The sequence below is a fragment of the Ancylomarina euxina genome, from assembly GCF_003863355.1.
Lineage (GTDB): Bacteria > Bacteroidota > Bacteroidia > Bacteroidales > Marinifilaceae > Ancylomarina > Ancylomarina euxinus.
In genome coordinates this window covers 16,201-41,706 of the sequence record NZ_QQWG01000002.1, presented here as the reverse complement: position 1 = coordinate 41,706, position 25,506 = coordinate 16,201, and the positions used below count along the sequence as shown (strand labels likewise).

The 25,506-nt window shown below is 37.3% G+C and carries 21 protein-coding genes and 5 tRNA genes; 7 read left to right on the top strand and 19 right to left on the bottom strand.

Translation table 11 applies throughout. The features are described 5' to 3' along the window. The first annotated feature begins 27 nt into the window (after positions 1-27). On the top strand, positions 28-222 hold the full coding sequence (locus DWB61_RS02435) for a DUF1289 domain-containing protein (protein ID WP_125029303.1): 195 nt from the start codon (positions 28-30) through the stop codon (positions 220-222). Between the two features lie 103 nt (positions 223-325). Here the strand turns inward: DWB61_RS02435 and bioB are convergent, their stop codons facing one another. Both bioB and DWB61_RS02425 read right to left on the bottom strand, forming a co-directional pair. After that, positions 326-1,300 (bottom strand): biotin synthase BioB, encoded by a 975-nt coding sequence (gene bioB, locus DWB61_RS02430; RefSeq protein ID WP_125029302.1) that lies wholly within the window; start codon positions 1,298-1,300, stop codon positions 326-328. Between the two features lie 3 nt (positions 1,301-1,303). Further along, positions 1,304-1,681, bottom strand: coding sequence for a hypothetical protein (locus tag DWB61_RS02425; protein ID WP_125029301.1), 378 nt, complete (start codon positions 1,679-1,681; stop codon positions 1,304-1,306). 288 nt (positions 1,682-1,969) lie between these two features. Here DWB61_RS02425 and DWB61_RS02420 point away from each other — a divergent pair, with 288 nt between their 5' ends. Beyond that, the gene (locus DWB61_RS02420; protein ID WP_125029300.1) at positions 1,970-3,436 is read left to right on the top strand and encodes a cobyric acid synthase; all 1,467 of its coding nucleotides are present in this window, start codon (positions 1,970-1,972) and stop codon (positions 3,434-3,436) included. A 50-nt stretch (positions 3,437-3,486) separates the two neighbouring features. Then, positions 3,487-4,023, top strand: coding sequence for an AAA family ATPase (locus tag DWB61_RS02415; RefSeq protein WP_125029299.1), 537 nt, complete (start codon positions 3,487-3,489; stop codon positions 4,021-4,023). A 151-nt stretch (positions 4,024-4,174) separates the two neighbouring features. Here DWB61_RS02415 and DWB61_RS02410 read toward each other — a convergent pair whose 3' ends face one another. From DWB61_RS02410 to bcp, 16 genes are all read right to left on the bottom strand, one after another. Next, positions 4,175-4,837, bottom strand: a complete 663-nt coding sequence (locus tag DWB61_RS02410) for an adenosylcobinamide amidohydrolase (RefSeq protein WP_125029298.1) — start codon at positions 4,835-4,837, stop codon at positions 4,175-4,177. Between the two features lie 9 nt (positions 4,838-4,846). After that, entirely contained in the window at positions 4,847-5,785 is a 939-nt protein-coding gene (locus tag DWB61_RS02405) for a tRNA dihydrouridine synthase (RefSeq protein ID WP_125029297.1), read from the bottom strand. 23 nt (positions 5,786-5,808) lie between these two features. Beyond that, entirely contained in the window at positions 5,809-6,435 is a 627-nt protein-coding gene (locus DWB61_RS02400) for a TetR/AcrR family transcriptional regulator (protein ID WP_125029296.1), read from the bottom strand. Positions 6,436-6,713: 278 nt separating this feature from the next. Next, on the bottom strand, positions 6,714-7,238 hold the full coding sequence (locus DWB61_RS02395; protein WP_125029295.1) for a TlpA family protein disulfide reductase: 525 nt from the start codon (positions 7,236-7,238) through the stop codon (positions 6,714-6,716). A 182-nt stretch (positions 7,239-7,420) separates the two neighbouring features. Continuing rightward, positions 7,421-7,495 (bottom strand) — tRNA-Pro (locus DWB61_RS02390). A gap of 78 nt (positions 7,496-7,573) precedes the next feature. Then, positions 7,574-7,648 (bottom strand) — tRNA-Pro (locus DWB61_RS02385). 61 nt (positions 7,649-7,709) lie between these two features. Continuing rightward, a tRNA-Pro gene (locus tag DWB61_RS02380) sits at positions 7,710-7,784 on the bottom strand. Between the two features lie 66 nt (positions 7,785-7,850). After that, positions 7,851-7,925 (bottom strand) — tRNA-Pro (locus DWB61_RS02375). Between the two features lie 60 nt (positions 7,926-7,985). Next, a tRNA-Ser gene (locus tag DWB61_RS02370) sits at positions 7,986-8,072 on the bottom strand. 201 nt (positions 8,073-8,273) lie between these two features. Next, positions 8,274-9,251 carry a flotillin-like protein FloA gene (floA, locus tag DWB61_RS02365; protein ID WP_125029294.1) on the bottom strand — a complete coding sequence of 326 codons (978 nt, stop codon included), beginning with the start codon at positions 9,249-9,251 and terminating at the stop codon, positions 8,274-8,276. 5 nt (positions 9,252-9,256) lie between these two features. Continuing rightward, positions 9,257-9,724 carry an NfeD family protein gene (locus DWB61_RS02360; protein WP_125029293.1) on the bottom strand — a complete coding sequence of 156 codons (468 nt, stop codon included), beginning with the start codon at positions 9,722-9,724 and terminating at the stop codon, positions 9,257-9,259. Between the two features lie 2 nt (positions 9,725-9,726). Next, entirely contained in the window at positions 9,727-9,972 is a 246-nt protein-coding gene (locus DWB61_RS02355; RefSeq protein ID WP_225423345.1) for an ATP-dependent Clp protease adaptor ClpS, read from the bottom strand. A 7-nt stretch (positions 9,973-9,979) separates the two neighbouring features. Next, positions 9,980-11,656 carry an SPOR domain-containing protein gene (locus tag DWB61_RS02350; RefSeq protein WP_125029291.1) on the bottom strand — a complete coding sequence of 559 codons (1,677 nt, stop codon included), beginning with the start codon at positions 11,654-11,656 and terminating at the stop codon, positions 9,980-9,982. A 317-nt stretch (positions 11,657-11,973) separates the two neighbouring features. After that, on the bottom strand, positions 11,974-14,091 hold the full coding sequence (locus tag DWB61_RS02345) for a S9 family peptidase (RefSeq protein ID WP_125029290.1): 2,118 nt from the start codon (positions 14,089-14,091) through the stop codon (positions 11,974-11,976). 189 nt (positions 14,092-14,280) lie between these two features. Then, positions 14,281-15,303 carry a recombinase RecA gene (gene recA / locus DWB61_RS02340; RefSeq protein WP_125029289.1) on the bottom strand — a complete coding sequence of 341 codons (1,023 nt, stop codon included), beginning with the start codon at positions 15,301-15,303 and terminating at the stop codon, positions 14,281-14,283. Positions 15,304-15,356: 53 nt separating this feature from the next. Further along, the gene (gene bcp, locus DWB61_RS02335; RefSeq protein WP_125029288.1) at positions 15,357-15,827 is read right to left on the bottom strand and encodes a thioredoxin-dependent thiol peroxidase; all 471 of its coding nucleotides are present in this window, start codon (positions 15,825-15,827) and stop codon (positions 15,357-15,359) included. A gap of 341 nt (positions 15,828-16,168) precedes the next feature. Between bcp and gcvP the strand changes: the two genes are divergently transcribed. The 3 genes from gcvP (at position 16,169) to DWB61_RS02320 (ending at position 21,773) form a co-directional block, all read left to right on the top strand. Next, a complete protein-coding gene (gcvP, locus tag DWB61_RS02330) occupies positions 16,169-19,060 on the top strand; it encodes an aminomethyl-transferring glycine dehydrogenase (RefSeq protein ID WP_125029287.1) in 2,892 nt (963 codons plus the stop codon). A 212-nt stretch (positions 19,061-19,272) separates the two neighbouring features. Further along, on the top strand, positions 19,273-19,542 hold the full coding sequence (gene rpsO / locus DWB61_RS02325) for a 30S ribosomal protein S15 (protein ID WP_125029286.1): 270 nt from the start codon (positions 19,273-19,275) through the stop codon (positions 19,540-19,542). 104 nt (positions 19,543-19,646) lie between these two features. Then, entirely contained in the window at positions 19,647-21,773 is a 2,127-nt protein-coding gene (locus tag DWB61_RS02320) for a polyribonucleotide nucleotidyltransferase (protein ID WP_225423344.1), read from the top strand. A gap of 83 nt (positions 21,774-21,856) precedes the next feature. Here DWB61_RS02320 and DWB61_RS02315 read toward each other — a convergent pair whose 3' ends face one another. Beyond that, the gene (locus DWB61_RS02315) at positions 21,857-23,797 is read right to left on the bottom strand and encodes an ABC-F family ATP-binding cassette domain-containing protein (protein ID WP_125029284.1); all 1,941 of its coding nucleotides are present in this window, start codon (positions 23,795-23,797) and stop codon (positions 21,857-21,859) included. A 202-nt stretch (positions 23,798-23,999) separates the two neighbouring features. Between DWB61_RS02315 and rlmD the strand changes: the two genes are divergently transcribed. Continuing rightward, positions 24,000-25,409, top strand: a complete 1,410-nt coding sequence (gene rlmD / locus DWB61_RS02310; RefSeq protein ID WP_125029283.1) for a 23S rRNA (uracil(1939)-C(5))-methyltransferase RlmD — start codon at positions 24,000-24,002, stop codon at positions 25,407-25,409. Positions 25,410-25,506: the final 97 nt, after the last annotated feature.

The following is a 25,506-nucleotide window of genomic DNA, read 5'->3' as shown; positions in this document are numbered from 1 at the left end:
TTGAATAGAATCTAATTAAACTACAATATGGAAGACGTAAAATCACCTTGTATACAAATATGTCGTGCCGACTCTAATGGCGTTTGTTTTGGTTGCAGAAGAACCAATGAAGAGGTTGGAGATTGGTCATTATACACCAACGAACAAAAAAAAGAAGTACTTGTAAAAGCTAGCAACAGAAGAAATGCTCCAGACACACAATCGGGGGGATTTTTCAGATAAAAAGCACAGCTTAATAAAAATAGAAAAGGCTGCTCTTGTAAAAATGAGCAGCCTTTATCCTTTATCCTTTATCCTTTATCCTTTATCCTTTATCCTTTATCCTTTATCCTTCAAGCGTTGTCAATTCATGGTATTTGGTCGATTGCATGCCTAAAGTCTCAAGCAAGGCCTGATCTTCATTTATTTCAACATTCCCTACCGTCAAAAGCTTATTCCCAAAGAAGATCGAATTTGCACCAGCCATAAAACAAAGCGCTTGTCCTTCTTTACTATAATGAGTTCTACCAGCAGCAAAGGCAATTACAGCTTTAGGCATCAGAATACGGGCGATAGCCACTGCACGAACCATCTCAAAAATATCAACAACATCTTTACCATAAAATGGTGTTCCTTCAACTGGAACGAGAGCATTTAATGGAACATTATAAGGATGTTTTGCTTGATTAGATAAAGTGCGTAACATTTCGATACGATCCTCATCATCCTCTCCCATTCCTAGAATCCCTCCAGAACAGTAGTTAATTCCTGCTTCCTGAAGATTTGCCAAAGTTTCTAATCGCTCAGCATAGGTTCTGGTTGTGGTGATAGTTGGGTAATGGCGCTCCGAAGTATCAAGATTGTGATTTACGGCTGTGATGCCCAAATCGGCTAATTTCTTAGCTTTCTCTTTGTTGATCATCCCCATGGTACAACATACTTCCAGTCCAAGCTTTTTAACCTCAGTAATCATTTCAGCCATTTCATTGAAACGATCATCACGGTTTCCATCACGTCCAGCAGAACTCAAGCAAACACGTTTTACACCATTTGCTTTAGCCACTTTAGCATCTGCGATAACTTGCTCCAAACTCAGTTTTTCTGGTTTTACGTGGGTATTATAACGGGCTGATTGAGCACAATACTTACAATCTTGAGAACAAGCTCCTGTACGAACAGAAATCAAGGTATTCATGTTCATCTTTGTAGAGTCGTGGTATTGTCTATGAATGTTAGAGGCACGGTTCACCAGGTCTAACAAGGGTAGGTTGTAAATTTCTTTGACCTCTTCGTGGGTCCAGTTGTTTCTAATATCAGTCATGATTCAATTCTTTTTTCGGTTAATAATTAATTTTTGGGTAGGATTAACAGACGAATAAAAGAACGGATCAGATTGTTTCTGATATTTCTTTTGTTCACCTTCAGATTTACGTACAGTACTGCAAATCATATTTTGCAACAACAGTAAAGCTTCACCGTCAGGATCATCTTCGTCACATTTATCACCACCCTTCTGAGATTCGTACATAAAACCTGAAACACCAGCTTCCTGACTTGGAGTCATCATATTATAGCTTGCAGATAAACAGGCGATTTTAATCTCCTGATTCATACTTGCAAATGCCGCATACGACTTTCTGCTCCAGTGTCTAAAAACCTGTAGTTCCTGATTCCGAGCTCTTTTTAGGTTGTCAGTAAACATGTTTAAAATTAAGATTTAGATATAAATTTTCATGATGATTGCTTGATTCAAAACACATAAGAATAAACCTATCATCATCATTTGATGCTCTTTTGAGCCAGCCAAAGATATTGTTTTTTAGATTCTTTTCCCAACTCACAACCTGTTATAGGTTGTAAAGCAGAGTTCATTATCGACTCAGTCCACTATTTGTTATACTTTGAACACATATATTATTATTTTTGCCAACTGAACTCGTGAGCTCAGTAAGAATATTCTTTCTACGCTCATACATTATATCTCAAAGCAATGAAAAAGTTAAAGTCGATCATGTTTGTTGGTACTGGTTCCGATGTGGGTAAAAGCATGGTGAACACTGGTTTTTGTCGTATTTTCAAGCAAGATGGTTACACACCTGCTCCCTTTAAGGCACAGAATATGTCTTTAAATAGCTTTGCGACCCCTGAAGGTTTCGAAATTGGCCGTGCTCAAGCCGTACAAGCTGAAGCCTGCAAATTGCCTTGCCATACCGATATGAATCCGATTTTGCTTAAGCCAACCAATGACAAAAGTTCACAAGTCGTTTTGAATGGGAAACCAGTTGGAACTCAAACGGCCCAAGAATATTTTATGGGCAACAATAAGGCAGCACTCTTTACTGAGGCCATCAATGCATTTAATCGTCTGGAAAAGCAATACAACCCAATTGTTCTGGAAGGTGCTGGTAGTATCTCTGAACTGAATCTTAAGTCAAGAGATATCACCAATATGAAAATGGCTGTTGAAACGGATTCTGTAACTTATTTGGTTTCAGATATTGATAGAGGCGGTGTATTTGCAAGTGTGTTTGGCAGCATTTATCTTCTGGATGATGTGGAGAGAAAACAAATCAAAGGTATTCTGATCAATAAATTCAGAGGTGACATCAAGCTTTTTGAAGAAGGAAGAATGATACTTGAAGATCTAACAGGTGTTCCTGTAATTGGCATACTACCCTATTTTAGAGATATTCACATTGAGGAAGAGGATTCTGTTAGTTTAGAGCAGAAGTTCAAAGAATCTCGATCTAACACAATTAACATTGCTGTTGTTCGTCTACCACGAATGGCAAATTTTACCGATTTTAGCGTTTTAGAACACGATCCTCGCATTCATTTGTATTACACCGATCAAGCTTTAGAAATTGAGAAAGCAGACATCGTCATTATACCAGGTAGTAAGAATACCATTTCTGATTTAGCCCATTTGAGAAAAATTGGTATTGCCAGTTCTATAGTTAGAGCTCAGAAAGATGGCAAGAAAGTGATTGGCATCTGTGGTGGTTATCAGATGATGGGTGAAAGTATTAGCGATCCTCAAGGTATTGAGGGAGATTTACCTCTTATTTCAGGTCTGGGATTGCTCCCAATTAGTACAGTAATTGAAGACAATAAAGTAACCGAACAATGTCAATTCAAGTTCAAAGATTATTCTAACACCTGCACTGGTTACGAAATTCATATGGGTCAAACCACACTAAAGCATCCCGAGAATCACTTAAACATATTAGATAATGGCAAAAAAGATGGCTATTTCTTAAATGAAAACTGTTGGGGTTCGTACATTCATGGCATTCTTGATAATTCAGTTGTCATTCAGGATTTACTGAAGGGTTTCGATACGGAGAATATCAATTTCGATTACAATCAGTTTAAAGAAAAACAATACGATAAACTGGCTGATGCTATTCGTGAGAATGTCAATATGGATTTGGTTTATCAACACTTAAACGAGTAATAATAAATAGAATCAGCTTTCTAATATAAAGACAATACATTATCAAAACAATGCTTACTCATTCAAATCGCTATATCATTACTGGAGGGCCTGGATCAGGAAAATCAAGCCTTTTAGCTGCTCTTATCAATCAAAACTATCAAGGTTTTGAGGAGATTTCAAGAGTTATCATTCGTGAACAGCATGAGATTGGTGGAGATAGGGTTCCCTGGCAAAATTTAGCGGCTTTCGCTGAATTATGCTACGAACGTATGAGTGCTCAATTAGACAATTGCAAATCGGATTGCACATGCTTTTACGATCGTGGATTACCAGATATCATTGCCTATATGCGAAGAGGTGGTTTAAATGTGCCGCATAAGTACTTTGAAAAAGCCAAAGCTTATAATCAGAATGTATTTCTAACGCCTCCCTGGCAGGAAATATTCATCAACGACAGCGAGCGACCAGAATCATATGAAGACGCTGTAGAAATCTATAAATTTCTAAAATCAACTTATACTGAATTAGGCTTCAACATTATTGAACTACCCAAAGTTTCAATAGAGGAAAGACTTGCATTTATTGAGAAAAATCTGAAAACGTGAGGATGCCTTGTCCTGATCGGAATCGAAGGATGTGAGGATGTGAGGATGTGAGGATGTGAGGATGTGAGGATGTGAGGATGTGAAAATTTAAAAATTAGCATAGTTCTGCGAAAACTGCGAGATATTTTTTACTACTACAAAAAAAGTTAATTTATAACTCCAGAGAATTTTTTAAGGCCTGATATACGGCTTTTGCAAGTAATTCTCCAAAAAGGACATGCTTGCCGCAATACTCGACCTCAGGACCTGTTCCTGAGGCAACAGCACAGGAATCAGTCCCAGTACCTGTAGCAATTTCACCACTAACAGGGCTCTTGATATTCAGATCTTGTAAACATGCTGATTTGGCTTCTGTTGCCATCATGATACACTCAATCATGCTATTAGGAGAGAGACTAGCATTCGTCAATAGAATCATATTGATTGTCCCCACTTTCTCGCAGGCCTCATTCATAAATTGATAATCTGCCGTATCTCCTGCCCTACGAGCATTGGAAACTCCTGAGGTTAGAAATACTTCGATCCAAATACCTTGTTCTTCTAACTTAACACGTCTAAAAGAAGTCATCAGTGCTGCAGTCATCATTCCAACTGTCACACCATTCCAGGCATTTCTGTTTGCAATATTTAAAAGACTTACAGCAGGTTTCTCAAACTCTGTTTTTTCTCCTAAGAAATTAGCATCAACTTTGGTATTGAAAAAATGTGAGGCCTTGCAAAAACCACCATTCAAAACTGACGAACTCATCATACTGACAGGTTCGTCGAATTCCAAATGGAAAAATAGCTCGTTTATATCAAAATTGTAATTCATCAACTTAGCTTATTCCTTTACTCCTTGTTGAAAAGCGAAGGCAACAGCAGCATTGTATTTCTTCATGCCTCCTGATTTTTTGATTGCTTTATAAACCTTACGATCGTTATTGAAATTAGCTGAAAAGTATTCCCACATGGGTTTCAACTTAGACAGTAACTGAGTATCCCCACTTAAATAAGAAGTATATGAATCGTAAATTTCACCATGCAACTTCTCTAATAAAGCTAATCGCTCTTTAGCTGTCGGAAGTTCCTCTCCTTTGATCTTTAAAGGCAAGAATAAATCTTGTAATAGACCACGTCCAATCATCATCTGTTCCAGATTTGGGAATTGCTCTAAACGTTGCTGATAATCTTCCATATTACAGATATCACCATTATAAATCACGGGATGCTTCGATAAGATAAGAACTCTTCCAAAAGCTTCCAAATCAACATCTCCCTTGTACATTTGTTTCCCCAGACGAGGATGAACAATGATTTCAGACAAGTTGAATTTATTTAAAACGTTTAATACAGTCTCAAGCTCTTCAGAAGATTCATAGCCAATCCTCATCTTTATAGAGAGTTCAATGCGATCATCCAAACCATCTGATAAAATCTCTTCTATCATTTCAGGATACGGCAATAAACCAGAACCTTTTTTCTTTTTGGCTAACATTGGAAAAGGGCATCCCAAATTCCAATTCATTTTTGAATAACCCAATTCAATCAAATAGTCTCTAAAAAAGATAAATTCCTTAAGGCTATTTCCTATGAATTGAGGTATTAGATTCTCTTCTACATTTGGATCAACTTCCCTTCGATGTGAGGATTTTAAACTATCTCCATTCTGTAAAATAAGAAAAGGGGTATAGAACTGATCTATGCCCCCTATATGTTTTGCAAATGCTCTACGGAATACCAAATCGGTAAAGCCCTGTAGAGGTGCTAATGATAATTTCATATTAAAAATCCTAATAATTAAATCTAACGTCCGAAACTCAAAACACTCAATAATTGCTTGCGATGGCGGTAATAAGATAAACCATCTTCTGTTGCAATGCTTTTTACAAAGCTATCAATCATTGTATCGTAAATGGTTCCAAACTTAAAACGCTCTGGCGGATAGAGTTCTGGGTTGTGCATATCCTCTAATCGAGACAAATACATGCGACCAACAATTTCAGCACTCAAATCTTCGCGATACATACCTTGAGCTATACCCTTTTCAACATTAATCTGAATTTTATCGAAAATAAAAGCCATTCTCTGATCCATATGCTTCTTATAAATTTCCGGAAAATGTTTTTCAAATTCCATCGTTACAGAAGGTGAGACATTCTCAAATCTATCATTAATCTCCTGACTAACAATAAAAAGAATATCAATAGCATTTTGACCCTCAAAATTATAATCTAGAAATATTTTCATAAAGCTAGATCTCTCAAATTCCAGAATTTTCTCAACAAGCTCTTCTTTCGAATCGACATATTGTGAAATTTCCTCCTTCGAAATACCAAATTGCTCCAATTTTTCTATAGAAATATCTCCCATGCCTTCCTGCAATAGAAACTTTCTAACCTTCTCAATTATCTGAACAAAAGCCTCATCCATAAGTCTACGAAATTTTAAAATTAAAATTTAGATCTCAGATTATCTTCTATTTCACAATCCATCTGACTCCATAGAAATCTAAATCTCTTCTATGCTCTAAAATTACTTCTTTTTTCGTCAAGTAATATCAAAACAAACTTATATTTAGTATCAATTATTATAATAATGAGATCAAGTTTATAATGAGCTTAATTCAAAAAATAAAAAAAAATGCGATTGAAATTCAATCGCATTTTTTTAAGAACTAATAGCTATTCTGAAAATTCAATATCGTCGAATTAATTTTTTAGTTCTTCTTCGATAACCCTCTTCATTGCTGCAAATTCCTCTTGATTAAATAAACGAGTCAAGTAAATTATTCTACCTTCACGATTCAAGATAACATTACGTGTAATCCCACTATTTTTCAAGGCATATTGTTCAAATATTTTACCTCCATCATCTAATGCTATTGGATAAGTAATACCAGTTGCATCAATTAATTTTTGCGCTTTTTCAATAGGCTCGTCACGATCAAGACCATAAAGAGCAAAGTCCTTATTCTTATTAATTTGCCAGATTTCTTTTTCGATAAAAGGCATTTCTTTGCGACAAACACCACACCAACTGGCAGTAAACTGCAACATCACGACTTTTCCTTTTAGGTCAGATAGTTTAACTTTCTGCCCATCCATTAAGCTCATTTCAAAATCAGGAGCCATATCTCCTACATTTACAATATAACCTCTATCCTCCGGTTCCTGAGCTATTCCACTTATTACAATTCCCATAAGCAATATAAATACTGATACTAATTTTCGCATGATTTCTTTTTTCTTTCAATTAATCGGTCGGTTTAATATGGCATGCAAAATAGTAAGATTATCCGTGAGACAATATCTGTAAAGCAAATTTTAACAAGAACTTAAGATTTGGATTGATGAAAGCAATAAGCCATTGGTAGGCATAAAAAAAGAGAGAAGTAAAAATACTTCTCTCCTTTCTGTCGGGGTGGCAGGATTCGAACCTGCGACCTCCTCGTCCCAAACGAGGCGCGATGACCGGGCTACGCTACACCCCGAAAATTTAATTCCGGTATTTATATTGAAAGCTTATTCTCAAGAGAATAAAAAAAGAGAAGAATTTAATCTCTTCTTTGTCGGGGTGGCAGGATTCGAACCTGCGACCTCCTCGTCCCAAACGAGGCGCGATGACCGGGCTACGCTACACCCCGAAATAAATTTCGGTTCTTTCAATAAAAATGAAGTTTTACAACTCCTACCAATTTCTCGGTGTCGGGGTGGCAGGATTCGAACCTGCGACCTCCTCGTCCCAAACGAGGCGCGATGACCGGGCTACGCTACACCCCGAGAATTTAATTTCAATATGTGTGATAAAAAAAGAGAAGTTCTTCAACTTCTCTGGAATTTTCGGTGTCGGGGTGGCAGGATTCGAACCTGCGACCTCCTCGTCCCAAACGAGGCGCGATGACCGGGCTACGCTACACCCCGAAAATTAAAGTGAAAAGGTTGAACTTTTCACTTTGCATCTTTTCAGTTAAGAAAAGAAAGCGGAGAGAGGGGGATTCGAACCCCCGGTACCCTTACGAGTACGTCAGTTTAGCAAACTGGTGGTTTCAGCCACTCACCCACCTCTCCTGATTGCGGAAGCAAAAGTAGGCAAATTTTTGATCTGTGCAAATTTTATTTTCACACAAGTCACAATATTCCCCGCTGTGAAATTATAGTAAATTATAAATCAATGAGATTCGAGTTTAAAAATAATTATTTTTTTTTCAAAAAAAAAAGCTAGACGAGCTCAAAGAACACGCCCAGCTTGATTTTCATTCTTAAAATATTTTATTTTTTCTTATCCTTCGGAGAAGGTTTCGCTATATTTTCACGCATCGAAGTGTCTGCTTCTATGTTTTTCATGCGATAATAATCCATTACACCAAGATGTCCGCTCCTGAATGCTTCTGCCATAGCCTTTGGAACCTCAGCTTCCGCTTCGATAACTTTGGCACGCATTTCCTGTGCAAGTGCTTTATTTTCCTGCTCCGTAGCAACAGCCATTGCACGACGTTCCTCCGCTTTAGCTTGAGCAATTTTCAAATCTGCTTCTGCTTGGTCGGTTTGTAGAACTGCACCAATATTCTTTCCTATGTCTATATCTGCAATATCAATTGATAAAATTTCGAAGGCTGTTCCTGCATCCAATCCTTTTTCAAGTACTACACGAGAAATAAAATCAGGGTTTTCAAGCACTGTTTTATGCGATTCTGAAGAACCAATTGATGATACGATACCTTCACCCACACGTGCTAAAACGGTTTCTTCTCCTGCTCCACCAACCAACTGACGAATATTAGCACGAAGAGTAACTCTGGCTTTAGCGATTAACTGAATACCATCTTTCGACACAGCAGTAACTGGAGGTGTATTAATCACTTTAGGGATTACACTCATCTGAACGGCTTCATAAACATCACGTCCAGCAAGATCAATAGCTGTAGCCATCTTAAATGGTAATTCGATATTCGCTTTTGAAGCTGAAACTAAGGCATGAGTAACTTGCTCTACATGGCCACCCGCCAGGAAATGAGCCTCAAGGTCATCTCGAGTAATATGCAAACCAGCCTTATGTGCTTCAATCATAGAACGAACAATCACATTAGGTGGCACACGACGCCAACGCATAAATACAAGTTGAATTAATGAGATTCGCACACCTGAAAGCAGGGCAGAAAACCAGAGTCCAACTGGAATAAAAATAAAAAGGATGTAGATACCTACTCCTATTGCTACGATTAAAAATATTAATGCTCCAATTTCCATTTAATTTATTTTAAAGGTTTTACAACAATCACTTTATCTACTATTTTAATCACCTCAATGGGTGTTTTTTCATCAATATACCCACCTGTTGATTTGGCTTCTATAATATGATTTTTGATTCTAACTTGTCCCATTGGTGCAAGTCGAGACAAACAGATTCCCTCATCGCCTATGGCAACCAGATTATCTTCTAGTTTCTCCACTTTTGAATCGATTTCTGTTTTCAGCATAATCCTATTCCAAGTTCCCGACTTTAAGGCTAACCATAGAGCCAATAAACTAAAAATTACAGATCCGATAACTGTTAGATGCCCTATCATAGGGCCATAATGATGATAAGACAAATAGATACCTCCCAACATCATAACGGCACCAGTTATACCTGCAACAGTTATCCCTGGAAGAACAAAAAATTCAAGCAGTATAAGAACAACTCCTAAAACTAACAGAAGGATAATAATAAAAATCATCATAATTAATAGGCTGTTTTATTAATTTCGAGACTTACAATCAGTCCTTTGTCCTCCAATTGTTCTCTCATAAGTGATAAATCTGTTCTAATTCCAACTTTAATCTCACTTTTACCCTTGTAATGGGTAATGTATGCGCATTGTTCAGCCTGATCAGAAGTATGCTCACAAACTTCCATCAAAGCCTCAACGACATAGTCGAAACCGTGTTCATGATCATTATGTAAAAAAAGTATATATTCTGAATCCATCATCTCCTTATTTTACCAAACGTATGGCATCTTGTATTGAAATTCTCTTACTTCCTGTATAGGCCACCGTAAAGACATCAGTAAATCCATCTGAATGAAGTTTTTTCTTTAAGGCTCCTGCATCAGAAATAGATTCAAACTGACCAATTGTACAAACTATTTTACCATTTGCATTCTTCACTGCGGAAGCACCAAATGCCCTATATTTTTCCATCAACACACTCACCTTTTCAGGAACTCCATTGGCAAATACACCTATTTGAACTCGAAAATTAATATCACTAACTAAATCGTCTTCAGTAAGAGGTTCTTTCTCAACCTTCACTGCACTCCTAGTCTTTGAAATAAGCTCATTGTTCGGTTCTGTTTTATTAATACTTGCCTGTAAGGATACTCGTTGCTGCCCACTGTAAGCTACAGTAAAGGCATCAGTATATCCAGCATCCTGCAATTTCTTTTTTAAATCAGCCACCTCAGAAAGTGACTTAAAGCGTCCGATAGTACAAACAATCTTTCCATCTGATCGTTTCTCATAGAATGAGCCAAAAGCCTGATATCTCTCCATAGTTGTATTCAACTTCTCAGGAATTTCACCAGCAAAAACACCAATTTGAACACGATAAGTGACTTCGCCCGAAAAATCACTAGCCAATTGAGGTGAAGGACTCACTGTTGAGCTGGCAGAAACGGGATCGGTTACTGCAATGGCCTCTTGCAGATTAGTTCTAATTCCATTTTTATAAACCACCACAAAGGCAGAAGGAAAAACAGATTTTATTTGTTTCTTGAAACTATTGGCCTTGGCATAAGTTCTATATGAACCTGTTAAATATCGGAATGATTTACCACCATCAACAATTTCCTCCTTGATAAAACCCATACCTTTATAAAAGTCGTTCGTTGGTCTTTTATCAAAAACAGCTACTTGATAGCAATATTCATATTCGTAATCTAAATAACCACCCTCGTCAACCTGAGCACTCACTTCTAGTTTTGCGTCATCTTTAACGGCTTGTTTTTGAACCTCCGTTGCAATCACAGCATCTTTCTCCTCAGCTTTTAAGAATTTGTGATTTTCAATCGCTTTTGATCCCCCTTTATATTCAGGGGTGGTTGTTTCTTGAGTGGCAGCCAAAATAAGCGTAGGTGCTTTCCCTGACGTTTGTTCTAAAACCAAAGCATGTTTTGCTTTCTGAGCTGCATTATTCTTCAACTCAGAAGCTCTTTGCTCTAAGTCGCGAACTCTGCGTTTAAATAGATCTTTATCTACCCCAGAATAAACACCTTGCTTGGTATACAAGAGACTAACCTCTCGAGTCAAACTATCACTATTGAATTGATCATTTTTTGCTAGTACAAATAATTCTTTAGCTTGTTCAGAATTAAATTCTGCCAATTTGTGATAGACCGTCTTTTTGCTAATTCTAAAATTGAAGAAAGGAAAGTTATTGTAATTGTATTTTTTGGTATAGCGTATACCTGTAGAATCTTTCTCTTGGGAATGACGTCGAATAAGAGAATTAGATTGTGTTAACGTATCTAAAGCTAAAATATCTCCATCGCTTATAGAAGTCGCATATTGTTTGATTTTCACAATCTCAAATTCATTCCCAATATTGCGAGAATAAGTAGAATACGAAAAAAACATCGTTAGAATCAATAAACAAATACAAGCTCGATTCATAGCATTAATTTAATTACATTATAATCAACATACTACTCTCCAAACCTAAAACCAGAGAGCTTTAATTACCATCCTGTAAGGTAACAATAATTTTGAAAAGAAAAATAAATATGCTTATAAGGATAAGGCACTTATATTTTCTCGAATCCAATGAAAAACAAGGTTTAAAATGAACTCAATTTATTTTCCTCATCACCAAAAGAGTGATTTATATTTCTTTTAAAACACATCTAAACGAAAAACAAAGCTCGCTGCCAATTTCATGTTTCATCACACAAAACTAACAGCGAGCTTTCAATATTTAATCTTAATGAGTTCTATTTTTTCTCATCTTTCAACCACTTATCTAACCAATTAAAATAAGTACGTTGCCATAGAATTCCATTCTGAACACCTAACACCCAATGATTCTCCTCAGGCAAATGCAATAATTGAGCAGGAATACCTCTCAAACGTGCTGCATTAAAGGCTTGCATGCCTTGAGACTCAACAATACGAAAATCTTTACCACCGTGAATAACCAAAATTGGAGTATCCCAATTCTGCACAAATTTATGTGGAGAATTCGCATATGAACGCTGAGCAATCTTATTATTTTTCTCCCAGAAAGCACCACCTAAATCCCAATTCACAAACCACATTTCTTCAGTTTCTAAATATTGAGCTTCAAGATTAAACATGCCATCGTGTGCAATAAAAGCTTTGAATCGCTTATTGTGATGACCTGCTAACCAGAAAGTAGAGAATCCACCATAAGATGCTCCCACACAACCTAAACGAGTTTCATCAACAAAACTTTCTTTCTTAGCATCATCAATTGCACTTAAATAATCCTTCATATTCTGTCCACCATAATCACCCGAAATTTGCTCAAGCCATTCTTGTCCGAAACCAGGTAAACCTCTACGATTAGGGGCTACAATAATATAATCATTCGCAGCCATCATCTGGAAATTCCAACGGTAACTCCAGAACTGCGAAACAGTCCCCTGTGGTCCCCCTTGGCAATAAAGTAAAGTTGGGTATTTTTTGTTTGCATCGAAATTTGGTGGGTAAATCATCCAAACTAACATTTGCTTATTGTCAGTCGTTTTAACCCAACGCTTTTCAACTTTACCCATTTTTAATTGATCAAGAATTTTCTTGTTCTCGAATGAGATTTCAGTCGCATTGCCATCCTTAGGATTAACTTTATAAATTTCAGCTGGTTTCGACATAGAAACTCGAGTTGCAAGCAATTCATTTCCTACTACAAATACCGACTGATAATTATGAACCCCTTCTGTCAATTTTGCAATTTTACCATCAGTTAAATTGATATTATAAATTTCGTCAGTTGCATGCCAGTCAGAAATAAAGAAAAGAGAAGCACCATCCTTAGCCCAAGCTAAATGGCCTACATTCTGATCAAAATCTTCGGTGTAATATTTTTTCTCACCAGTTGCAATATCCATCACAAACAAACGATTCTTATCAGCCTCGTACCCATCACGCTCCATGCTTTCCCAAGCCATTTTTGATCCATCAGGGGAAAATACAGGATTCATATCGTAACCCATCATTCCTTGGGTCATATTAGTTGTGGTTTTCTTAGCGATATCGTAAAAGTAGATATCAGAATTTGTCGATTTAGCATACTCAACTCCTGATTTCTTACGAGAAACATAGGCTAAAGTCTTAGAATCTGGGGTCCAAACAACCTGCTCGTTTCCACCGAATGGTTTAACTGGAGCTGACCATCTTTCACCTGGCATGATATCCTCACCTTCAGTGATCATAACTCCTTCTTTATAATCGGCTAAGAAAATATGTGTATAAGTATCAACCCAATTATCCCAATGACGATAGTTCATATCATTAATTACGCGAGCATTTGCCTTTGGTAAATCAGAATACAAATCCTCAACTGATTTCTCCAAACGAACTTCTTTCATGTAATAAATCTTGCTCATATCTGGCGCGTACTGGAAACTACCAATACCACCTTCAACATCAGAAACCTGTGTAGGATTACTTCCATCAGGGTTCATCTCCCACATTTGCATGCTTCCACTTGCAGCCGTCATATAAGCAATTTTCTTACCATCAGGACGCCAAGTTTCACCATACTCATTCTTGTTAGTATTAGTCAAACGAACTGGTGTGCCTCCATCAACAGAAAGTGTATATAAATCACGATAAGAACGATTTTCGGCTTTATGGAAATAGCTTACTCCATACAAAACACTTGTTTCATCTGGTGAAATTGTCACCCCACCCAGTCGCCCAAAAGACCAAAGAACTTCGGGAGTCATAATATCCGAAGCAAGTTTGGTATCAGGCGTTCGATAAGATTCTTTATCAGCTTCGCTTTGTTTGTCGGCAGTTGCAGCATCTTGACAAGATGATATACCCGCGATCAATGCTAAACCTAGTAATAAGTGTTTATTTTTCATTATCGGCATTATTTGTTAGTGAGTTTTAATTGTCCCGTAAAAATAAAACAAAAAATAGGATTAACTTAATTTGTCTTACTATTTTGAATTCAAACCGAAGCTTTTATAATACAAAAAGGTTCTCATATCATGAGAACCTTTTTAAAATTAATTTCATTCAGCTTAAGCTTTCAGAAAATATGATATAAATTAGTTTTCTTTGGGAGCATTAATTGCTTCAACAATTTTTGCCTCTAACTCTTCTGCTAATTCAGGATTATCAGAAATTAATCGCTTAACCGCCTCACGGCCTTGCCCTAATTTTGTTTCACCATAAGAAAACCATGATCCACTTTTCTTAATAACATTATAATCAACACCAAGATCGACAATCTCACCCGTTTTCGAAACACCTTCACCATACATAATATCGAATTCAGCCTTACGGAAAGGAGGAGCAACCTTATTCTTAACAACCTTAACACGAGTACGGTTGCCTTGAATATCTTCTCCATCTTTAATCTGACCAATACGACGAATATCCAAACGAACCGAAGCGTAGAACTTAAGTGCATTACCACCTGTTGTTGTTTCAGGGTTACCAAACATGACACCAATTTTTTCACGCAATTGATTGATGAACATACATGTGGTATTGGTCTTACTGATATTAGCTGTAAGCTTACGAAGAGCTTGCGACATTAAACGAGCCTGAAGTCCCATCTTGGACTCCCCCATCTCGCCTTCAATCTCTGCCTTAGGTGTTAAAGCTGCAACAGAGTCAATAACAACCAAATCAATAGCCGAAGAACGAATTAACTGATCTGCAATCTCAAGTGCTTGTTCACCATTGTCAGGCTGCGAAATCAACAGATTCTCAATATCAACGCCTAATTTTTCAGCATAGAAACGATCAAAAGCATGCTCAGCATCGATAAAAGCAGCAATACCACCGGCTCTCTGAACTTCTGCCATTGCATGAATTGCCAAAGTTGTTTTACCTGAAGACTCAGGTCCATAAATCTCGACAATACGCCCTTGAGGATAACCACCTATTCCCAAAGCCATATTCAATGAAAGTGAACCAGATGAAATAGCTGGCAAATCTACAACAGCCTCATCACCCATTCTCATGATAGCACCCTTACCGTAGGTTTTATCAATTTTATCCATGGTTAACTGAAGCGCTTTCAGCTTTTCTTTATTAATTTCTGCAATATCTTTAGTTGCCATATCTATTATGTATTATTAATTTTATAAATTTGATAAACCCAATATGAGTTTCATTAAAATTGAATGCCTAACTCTGTTAGAATTTGATTGGCATGATCTTTTGTCTTAACCTTCTTAAAAATCTTCTCAATCACCCCATCTGGAGAAATAACAAATGTTGTTCGCAAAACACCATCATAAACTTTACCATAGAGTTTCTTCTCACCCCAAGCACCATAAGCTTCTAGTATTTCCTTTTCTGTATCAGCAATCAAATTAAAAGCCAAGTCATATTTGGCAATAAATTTCTGATGCTTTCCAGCGTCATCAGGGCTCACTCCTACAACCTCAAAACCATGCTTTGTTAGCTCATCGTAATTTTCATTTAAATTACACGACTCTGCAGTACAACCTGGAGTATTATCTTTAGGGTAAAAGTATAGAATCAGTCTTTTCCCCTTAAAATCAGATAATTTCAAAACCTCACCATCTTGATTTATACCAGAGAATACTGGGGCTTTATCGCCTTCTTTTAGTTCTGTCATTTTGAAAAATTGAATTACAAATATACCATTAAAAATAGATTAGCCTTTAAAATTTGAGCACAAGAAATCTAAAAAAATAACACATCTCAATCAACTAATCTAACTCGCTTTTAACATCCTATGAACAAAAGCTGCATGAAGATAAAGAAAATCATCAGGAATCATCGAATAAATATGAACAAACATTATACTAATCGACTTGTTTTCAGACAAAAGAAATGTTGAAAAACAGAAAAGTTATTTCTAATTTGCAATCGATGTAATCCTAAATCTTTTGCTACATTTACGCTCGCAAAATAAGGTGAATCTTTTTTACACAAACACTAAATTTTTACAAAAATATGGCAACCGAAAAGTTTGTTTCCCGTCACATTGGACCTCGCAACGGCGATATTAAAACAATGTTGGAAACTGTTGGCGCATCCTCGTTAGATGCCCTAATTGAAGAAACAATCCCTTCTGATATACGTTTAACTCAAGCTTTGGATCTTCCTGAAGCTTTAACTGAGAATGAATATCTAGCGAAAATTAAAGGTATTGCTGCTAAAAATAAATTATTCAGAACATTTATTGGTCAAGGCTATTATGACACAATCACGCCTCCAGTAATTCTTCGAAATGTATTAGAAAACCCAGGATGGTATACGCCTTATACGCCATACCAAGCTGAGGTTTCTCAAGGTAGATTGGAAGCACTTTTGAACTTTCAAACAGTTGTTTTAGATCTAACTAAAATGGAATTAGCTAACAGTTCACTTCTTGATGAAGCAACTGCTGTAGGTGAAACCATGTATATGATGCATAGTTTACGTTCAAGAGCTAAGAAAAAGGCAAACGCCAATACGCTTTTTGTTGACGAAAACATTTTTGCTCAAACATTAGATGTACTGGTTACCCGTTCAAAGCCTCTAGGTATTGAACTTATTGTTGGAGATTACAAAACTTTCGAATTCACTGATGCAGTATTCGGATCAATCATCCAATATCCTGCTGCCAATGGTAGCGTTGAAGATTACGCAGAATTTGTAGAGAAAGCACACGGAACTGATGCACTAGTTGCAGTTGCTACTGACCTTATGAGTTTGGCATTGCTTACTGCTCCTGGTGAGTGGGGAGCTGATATTGTTGTTGGTTCTTCTCAACGTTTTGGTGTTCCTATGGGATATGGTGGTCCTCATGCTGCTTTCTTAGCATGTCGTGAAGAATACAAACGTAATGTTCCTGGTCGTATTATCGGTGTAACTAAAGATGCACAAGGTAACAAAGCGATCCGTATGGCTCTTCAGACTAGAGAGCAACATATCAAGCGTGAAAAAGCGACTTCGAATATCTGTACAGCTCAGGCTCTTTTAGCTACAATGGCTGGTTTCTACGCGACTTATCATGGTCAGGCAGGAATCAAGCGTATTGCTACACATATTCACTCTGCAGCTGGTTTCCTTTCTGAAGGATTAAAAGCTTTAGGTTACACTCAAAATATAGAGAACTTCTTCGATACTATCGAGATTGTATTGCCTGCAGGTGTTTCTATGGAAGCGATTCGTACCGCAGCTCTTGAGAAAGAAATGAACTTCCGTTATATCAACGATACAACTGTTGGTATTTCTACCGATGAGAAAATTAGTGATGCAGAATTAAATGTAATCCTAAATATTTTCGCAAATGCAGTAAGCAAAGCTGAAGTTGCTGAGACAGCAATGGAAGAAAAGCTATATTTCGATGAGAAATTGGCTCGCAAAAGCGAATACCTAACTTTAGATGTATTCAACCGCTACCATTCTGAAACAGCAATGATGCGTTATATCAAAAACCTTGAGAAAAAAGATATCGGACTAAACACTTCGATGATCTCTCTAGGTTCTTGTACTATGAAATTGAATGCTGCTGCTGAAATGCTCCCTATTAGCTGGCCTGAGTTCGGTGGACTTCACCCATTCATCCCAACCAATCAAGCTGAAGGTTATACTCAAATTATAACTGAACTTGAGCAGTGGTTGTCTACTATCACAGGTTTTGCCGGATGTACACTACAACCGAATTCAGGTGCTGCTGGTGAATACACAGGTTTATTAGTAATTCGTGAGTATCATATCTCACGTGGCGAAGGTCACCGAAATGTTGTTTTAATCCCTGCTTCGGCTCACGGAACAAACCCAGCAACTGTAACTATGGCGGGTATGAAAGTAGTCGTTGTTGCTTGTGATGAAAAAGGTAATGTTGATTTCGAAGACCTAAAAGCGAAAGCTGAGAAGTTTAAAGATGATTTATGTGCATACATGATTACATATCCTTCTACTCACGGTGTATTCGAAACAGGTATCAAAGAAATGATGAACTTGATTCACGAAAACGGTGGTCAGGTTTATATGGATGGTGCAAATATGAACGCTCAGGTTGGATTAACAAATCCAGGTACCATTGGTGCTGACGTTTGTCACTTGAACCTACATAAAACATTCGCTATTCCTCACGGTGGTGGTGGACCTGGAGTTGGTCCTATTGGTGTTGCTGAACACTTGGTTCAATTCTTACCTTCACACAAAGTCGTGAAAACAGGCGGCGAGAATGCAATTACGGCGGTATCTGCTGCTCCTTTCGGGTCGGCTAGCGTATTACCTATTACTTACGGTTATATCGCCATGTTGGGTACTGCAGGTTTAGAAGAAGTAACTAAAATGGCCATTTTAAATGCTAACTACCTTGCGTCTTCATTCGAAAAGTTAGGCTTTAAGATTCTTTACAAAGGCGATAAAGGTCGTGTAGGTCACGAAATGATTTTCGACTGTAGAGAATTTAATAAAACTGTTGGTATTACTGATGGTGATATTGCGAAGCGTTTGATGGACTATGGTTTCCATGCTCCTACCCTGTCTTTCCCTGTTCACGGAACACTTATGGTAGAGCCTACCGAAAGTGAGCCATTGGAAGAACTCGATCGTTTCGTTGAAGCATTGGCTAGAATCAATGGTGAGATGAAAGAGATTGAAGATGGTGTAGCTGATGCACAGGACAACGTTCTTAAGAATGCGCCTCATACTCATATGGTATTAACAGCTGATGAGTGGAACCATTCATACTCTCGTAAGAAAGCGGCTTACCCATTAGAGTGGGTTGCTGACAATAAATTCTGGCCTTCAGTATCGCGTGTTGACGATGCACATGGAGACAGAAACTTGATGTGTACTTGTGCACCTCTTGAAAACTATATTGATGAGCATGTTGAAGTAGAATAATATCTATCACAACACAAAATTATATAATTAAGAAGCCTCGAATCACTGTTTCGAGGCTTCTTTTATATTATAAACGAACTTAATTGTCCTCTTTATTGAGATCTTTAAGTTTCTCAGAGAAAACAACAAAGTAAGCTTATTGATTTATAAAAATAAATCCTTACTTTTGCCAAATTAATAGTTCAAACAAAAACAATTTAATTTTAAGTACTATGTATTTATCAGCAGAAAAAAAGCAAGAGCTTTTCGAAACATACGGAAAGTCTAATAAAGACACTGGGGCTGCAGAATCTCAGATCGCTTTATTTTCTTACCGTATCGCTCACTTAACAGAGCATTTGAAGAAAAATAGAAAAGATTACAGTACCCAACGTGCGCTGCAATTACTAGTAGGTAAAAGAAGAAGCCTATTAGATTACTTAAAAGCAAAAGATATTGAAAGATACCGTGCTATTATTAAGGCATTAAAAATGCGTAAGTAATATCTATAATATTAGCAATCCTGAGCAATCGGGATTGCTTTTTTTATTTAAGTACGGCAACATTTCGCCTTATCCGAATATAAGTTTGAATAAAACTACAAATGATGAATGTAATCGAAAAAACAATTGAATTAGGTGATGGAAGGTCCATCACAATTGAAACAGGAAAATTAGCAAAACAAGCTGATGGAGCTGTTGTAGTAAAAATGGGTAAGACCATGTTGTTAGCAACTGTAGTATCTGCCAAAAGTGCAAAGCAAGATGTTGACTTTTTGCCTTTGTCTGTTGACTACAAAGAAAAATTTAGTGCACTAGGTCGTTTCCCTGGTGGATTTATGAAAAGAGAAGGTCGTCCTTCTGACTATGAAATTTTAGTTTGTCGTATTGTGGACCGTGCCCTACGTCCATTATTTCCTTCAGATTATCACGCAGATACATTCGTATCAATTAGCTTGATTTCTGTTGATGCAAACGACATGCCTGATGCCCTTGCTGGTCTTGCAGCCTCTGCAGCAATTGCAGTATCTGACATTCCATTCCTGGAGCCTATTTCTGAGGTTCGTGTAGCTAGAGTTAATGGCGAATTCATGATTAATCCAAACCGTGAGCAACTAGAGATTTCTGATATGGAAATTATGGTTGCTGCAACCAAGGATAATATCATGATGGTTGAAGGTGAGATGAAAGAAGTTTCAGAAGCAGAAATGCTTGAAGCTATCAAAATTGCTCACGAAGCTATTAAATTGCAATGTCAACTTCAAGTTGAATTGGCTGAAGCAGTTGGAAACACTAAGAAAAGAGAGTATTGTCACGAAGAAAGCGATGAAGAACTTCGCCAGTTAATCGTAGACAAAACTTATGCAAAAGTATTAGAAGTTGCTAGACTTCAAAACCCTAACAAACACGAACGTGCAGCTTCATTTGCAGCTGTAAAAGAAGAGTTTGTAGCCGAATATTCGGAGGGGAAAGAATCTTCAGAGATTAACATGAGCCTAATCGGACGCTACTACCACGATGTGGAAAAAGATGCTGTTCGCGAAATGGTTCTTGAAGATAGAGTTCGTTTAGATGGTCGTAAGACTGATGAGATTCGTCCAATCTGGTCTGAGATTGATTACCTTCCAGGTGCTCACGGTTCTGCTGTGTTTACTCGTGGTGAAACTCAATCTTTGACTTCAGTAACATTAGGTACTAAGTTAGATGAGAAGATGGTTGATGATGTACTTTTCCGTGGAAAAGAGAAATTCACACTTCACTATAACTTCCCTCCTTTCTCTACTGGCGATGCACGTCCTTCTCGTGGAATCTCTCGTCGTGAGGTTGGTCATGGTAACCTAGCACATCGTGCACTTAAGAATATGATTCCTGATGAGTGTCCATATGCGGTTCGTATTGTTTCTGATATTTTAGAATCAAACGGTTCATCTTCGATGGCTACAGTTTGTGCGGGAACATTAGCACTTATGGATTCAGGTATCCAAATGAAGAAAGCAGTAACTGGTATCGCAATGGGATTAATTTCCACTGAAGGTGCTAAGAAATATGCTATTCTTTCGGATATTCTAGGTGATGAAGATCACTTAGGTGATATGGACTTTAAAGTAACCGGTACCAGAGATGGTATTACTGCTACTCAAATGGACATTAAAGTAGACGGATTACCTTACGAAGTTTTAGAGCAAGCATTAATGCAAGCTCGCGCAGGTCGTCTTCATATTTTAGATAAAATTTCTGAGACTATTGCTGAGCCTCGCGAAGATCTTAAGCCTCACGCTCCAAGAATAGTATCTATTGTTATCCCTAAGGATATGATTGGTGCTGTGATCGGACCAGGTGGAAAAATCATTCAAGAGATTCAAGAAACTTCAGGTGCTGTTATCGTAATTGAAGAAGTAGATGGACAAGGTGTGGTTGATATTTCAGCTAACAACAAAGAAGCTATCGATATTGCATTAGGTCGTATCAAAGGAATTACTGCTATTCCTGAGGTTGGAACTATTTATCAAGGAAAAGTAAAATCGATTGTTGCCTTTGGTGCTTTCGTTGAAGTTCTTCCTGGAAAAGATGGCTTACTTCACATTTCTGAAATTGAGCATCGTAGACTAAACACTGTTGACGAAGTATTGAAAGAAGGAGATGTTATTGATGTACAACTTATCGGTATCGATCCTAAAACAGGTAAACTAAAACTTTCTAGAAAAGTTTTATTACCAAAAGAAGAGAAGAAATAAGAATTAATTCTTAATCTACTATAAAAAGAAAAGCCCGATTTAAATCGGGCTTTTTTCATATCTAATGATCAAATCTAATTGATTTATTCTCCTCTTTCAAGAATCAAGTTTTCCAGTTCTTCATTATGATTCTCCCAACTGGTCATCTCTTCCTCAAGCTTCTTTTTAGCCTCGTCGTAAGCTTTAAACATTTCCTGATCTTGGTTCTTTGGATCAGTTAATAAAGCTTCTATGTCTTCTATTTTCTTTTCGTATTTAGCAATCATTTCCTCACTCTTGCTTACGTTTCGTTCCAGCTTAGAAATTTGCTTACTCAATTCCTTACGCTCCAGATAACTCTGTTTATTTTCAGATAAAACAACTTCAACCTTTTCCTGACTGGCTACCTGCTGTTTTCTATCCAACTCTCGCATGGTATCCATCTTCTTATTCTGAAGAAATGAATAAATTCCTCCTAAGTGTTCTTTAATGGTTTTATTGGTAAATTCATAAACCTTAGAAGATAAGCCATCAAGGAATTCTCTATCGTGAGAAACAACGATAACAGTGCCATCAAATTTCAGAAGTGCCTCTTTAAGCACATCCTTCGATTTCATATCAAGATGATTGGTTGGCTCATCGAGAACAAGCAAGTTGACTGGCTCAAGCAATAAACGAATCATGGCCAAACGAGAACGTTCTCCTCCAGATAGTACTTTTACCTTTTTATCAATATCCTCGCCACCAAACATAAACGCTCCCAAAATATCTCGAATCTTAGTTCTCACATCGCCTACAGCAACGTCATCAATCGTATCGAAAACCGTTTTCTCACCATCGAGCATCATAGCCTGATTTTGAGCAAAATATCCAATCTTAACATTGTGACCAAGTTTGCAAACTCCAGTGTGATCAAGCTCACCCATCAGCACCTTTACAAGGGTCGATTTACCCTCCCCATTTTTACCTACAAAGGCTAACTTCTCTCCTCGTTCAATTACAAATTCAAGATCTTTTAAGACTAAATTATCTCCATAGGCTTTACTCAAATCTTTAACCTGGCAAACCAAATCTCCCGATCGAGGGGCTGGTGGAAATTTCAAATTTAGCTTAGAATTATCAACCTCGTCAATTTCTATACGATCAACCTTTTCAAGTTGTTTTACTCGTGATTGTACTTGAACCGATTTGGTCGCCTTATATCTAAAACGCTCAATAAAATCCTCTGTCTCCTTAATCATTTTTTGTTGATTGACATAGGCTTTCATTTGTTGCTCACGACGCTCTGCGTGAAGTTCAACATATTGCGTATAGGACACTTTATAATCGTAGATTTTGCCGACTGAAATTTCTACTGTACGATTGGTTATCGCATCAAGAAAAGCCCTATCGTGAGAAACTAATACTACCGCACCAGGATAAGTCTTCAAGAAATCTTCTAACCATTGAATCGATTCAATATCCAAATGGTTGGTAGGCTCATCCAGTAGAAATACATTTGGGCGACGTAGAAGAATTTTCACCAATTCAATACGCATTCGCCATCCACCACTAAACTCGTTGGTTTGACGTGTAAAATCGTTGCGTAAAAATCCAAGCCCAAGAAGCGTACGTTCTGCTTCAGCTTGAATATTCTCTCCTCCCATCATATGATATCGATCGTTCTTTTCAGTCAATCGATTAATCAATTTCATATAAGCTTCCGATTCATAATCAGTTCGCTCAGCAATTTCATTATTGATTTGCTCAATTTCTTTTTCCAACTGAATAACCTCTTCAAAAGCAGTTAAAGCTTCTTCAAGCACAGTTCTGCCATCTTCATGATGCATCTGTTGAGGTAAATATCCAATCTTAATCTCATTAGGAATACTTACAGTGCCTTTCGAAGCTTCTTGCTTACCAGCAAAAATTTTCAAAAGTGTAGATTTCCCAGCGCCATTCTTCCCGACCAAACCAATTCGGTCGCGAGAATTAACGATAAAAGTAACGTCTTTAAAAAGTGTAAAACCACCGAACTCTACTATAAGATTATTAATTGATATCATGAAAAATGAAATGTTTATACGTTAGGGCTGCAAAGATAGTAAAATAGTGTCTAAAGTATTTAAAGTGTCTTGAGTACTTATGAATACTTAAGCATACAAGTTCATAAACTGCTTTTTTAACTTTAAGTACTTATAACTTATTAAACTCTAAGTACTATTTATTTGTCTTATATTTGCAGCCAAATCTTAAAAGAAATACAAAGTGGGACGTAATAGAAACAGAAAACCCTTACTAGAGAACATTGAAATTATAAAGTTAGCAGCCGAAGGAAAGGCCATTGCTAAGGTTGATGATAAAGTTGTGTTTGTAACCAACGTGATACCAGGCGATGTTGTGGATGTGCAGGTGACAAAGAAACGTAAAAGTTATATGGAAGGTCACCCTGTTGTATTTCACAAATATTCCGATTTAAGAGTGGATGCTTTCTGCGAACATTTTGGAATCTGCGGGGGGTGTAAGTGGCAAAACCTGCCTTACCTAGATCAGCTTAATTTCAAACAACAAGAGGTTCTTGACAATTTAAGTCGTATTGGTAAAATTGATTTACCTGAAGCTAACCCTATTTTACCTTCAGCTAAAACTAAGTTTTACCGTAACAAATTGGAATTCACTTTCTCTAACAAGCGTTATTTGACCTTTGACGAGATTAATAGCGATGCTGATATTGCTCGCACACCAGCAGTTGGTTTTCACGTACCTCGTCTATTCGACAAAGTAGTTGATATCAACAAATGTCACTTGCAAGCTGAACCTTCAAATGCTGTTCGTTTGGCCATTAAAGAATATGCTTTTGCCAACGACTTAAGCTTTTTCGACATTCGTGCCCAAGTTGGTTTTTTACGTACATTGGTAATCAGAACGTCTACTACAGGAGATGTGATGGTCATTGTTGTTTTTTATCATGAAGATGTTGAGAAACGCGAAGGACTTATGGCTCATTTGGCAGAAAAATTCCCAGAGATTACTTCACTGATGTATATCATCAATGAAAAAGCCAATGATTCCATTACGGATCAGGAAGTTATTTTGTACAAAGGGGTGGATCATATTTTCGAACAAATGGAAGATCTGAAGTTCAAAATCGGACCAAAATCATTCTATCAAACTAACTCAGAGCAAGCCTACGAACTTTACAGTAAAACACGTGAATTCGCCAACATCCAAAAGGACGAGGTAGTTTACGACTTATATACAGGAACGGGCACCATTGCTAACTTTGTAGCACGTCAGGCTAAAAAAGTGATAGGTATCGAGTATGTACCTGAAGCCATTGAAGATGCAAAATTAAATTCAGAGATCAACGGTATTGATAACACGTCATTCTTTGCAGGGGATATGAAAAATGTATTGAATGCTGAATTCATTGCTGAACATGGCCATCCTGATATGATGATCGTTGATCCTCCAAGAGCGGGTATGCATGCCGATGTAGTTGAAACCATTCTACAGGCAGCACCAAACAGAATTGTATATGTGAGTTGCAACTCAGCAACACAAGCTCGCGATCTGGAAATGATGGATAACGCTTATAAGGTAACTAAAATTCAAGCAGTCGACATGTTCCCCCACACACATCATGTGGAGAATATCGTTCTGATGGAAAAACGATAAATATCCCCATTTTCTTACGGAAGAAAAAAAACAAGCTCTGAACCATTTGGTTTAGGGCTTTTTTTGTGTCCTGCCTTAAAATGATAATATTTAAGGT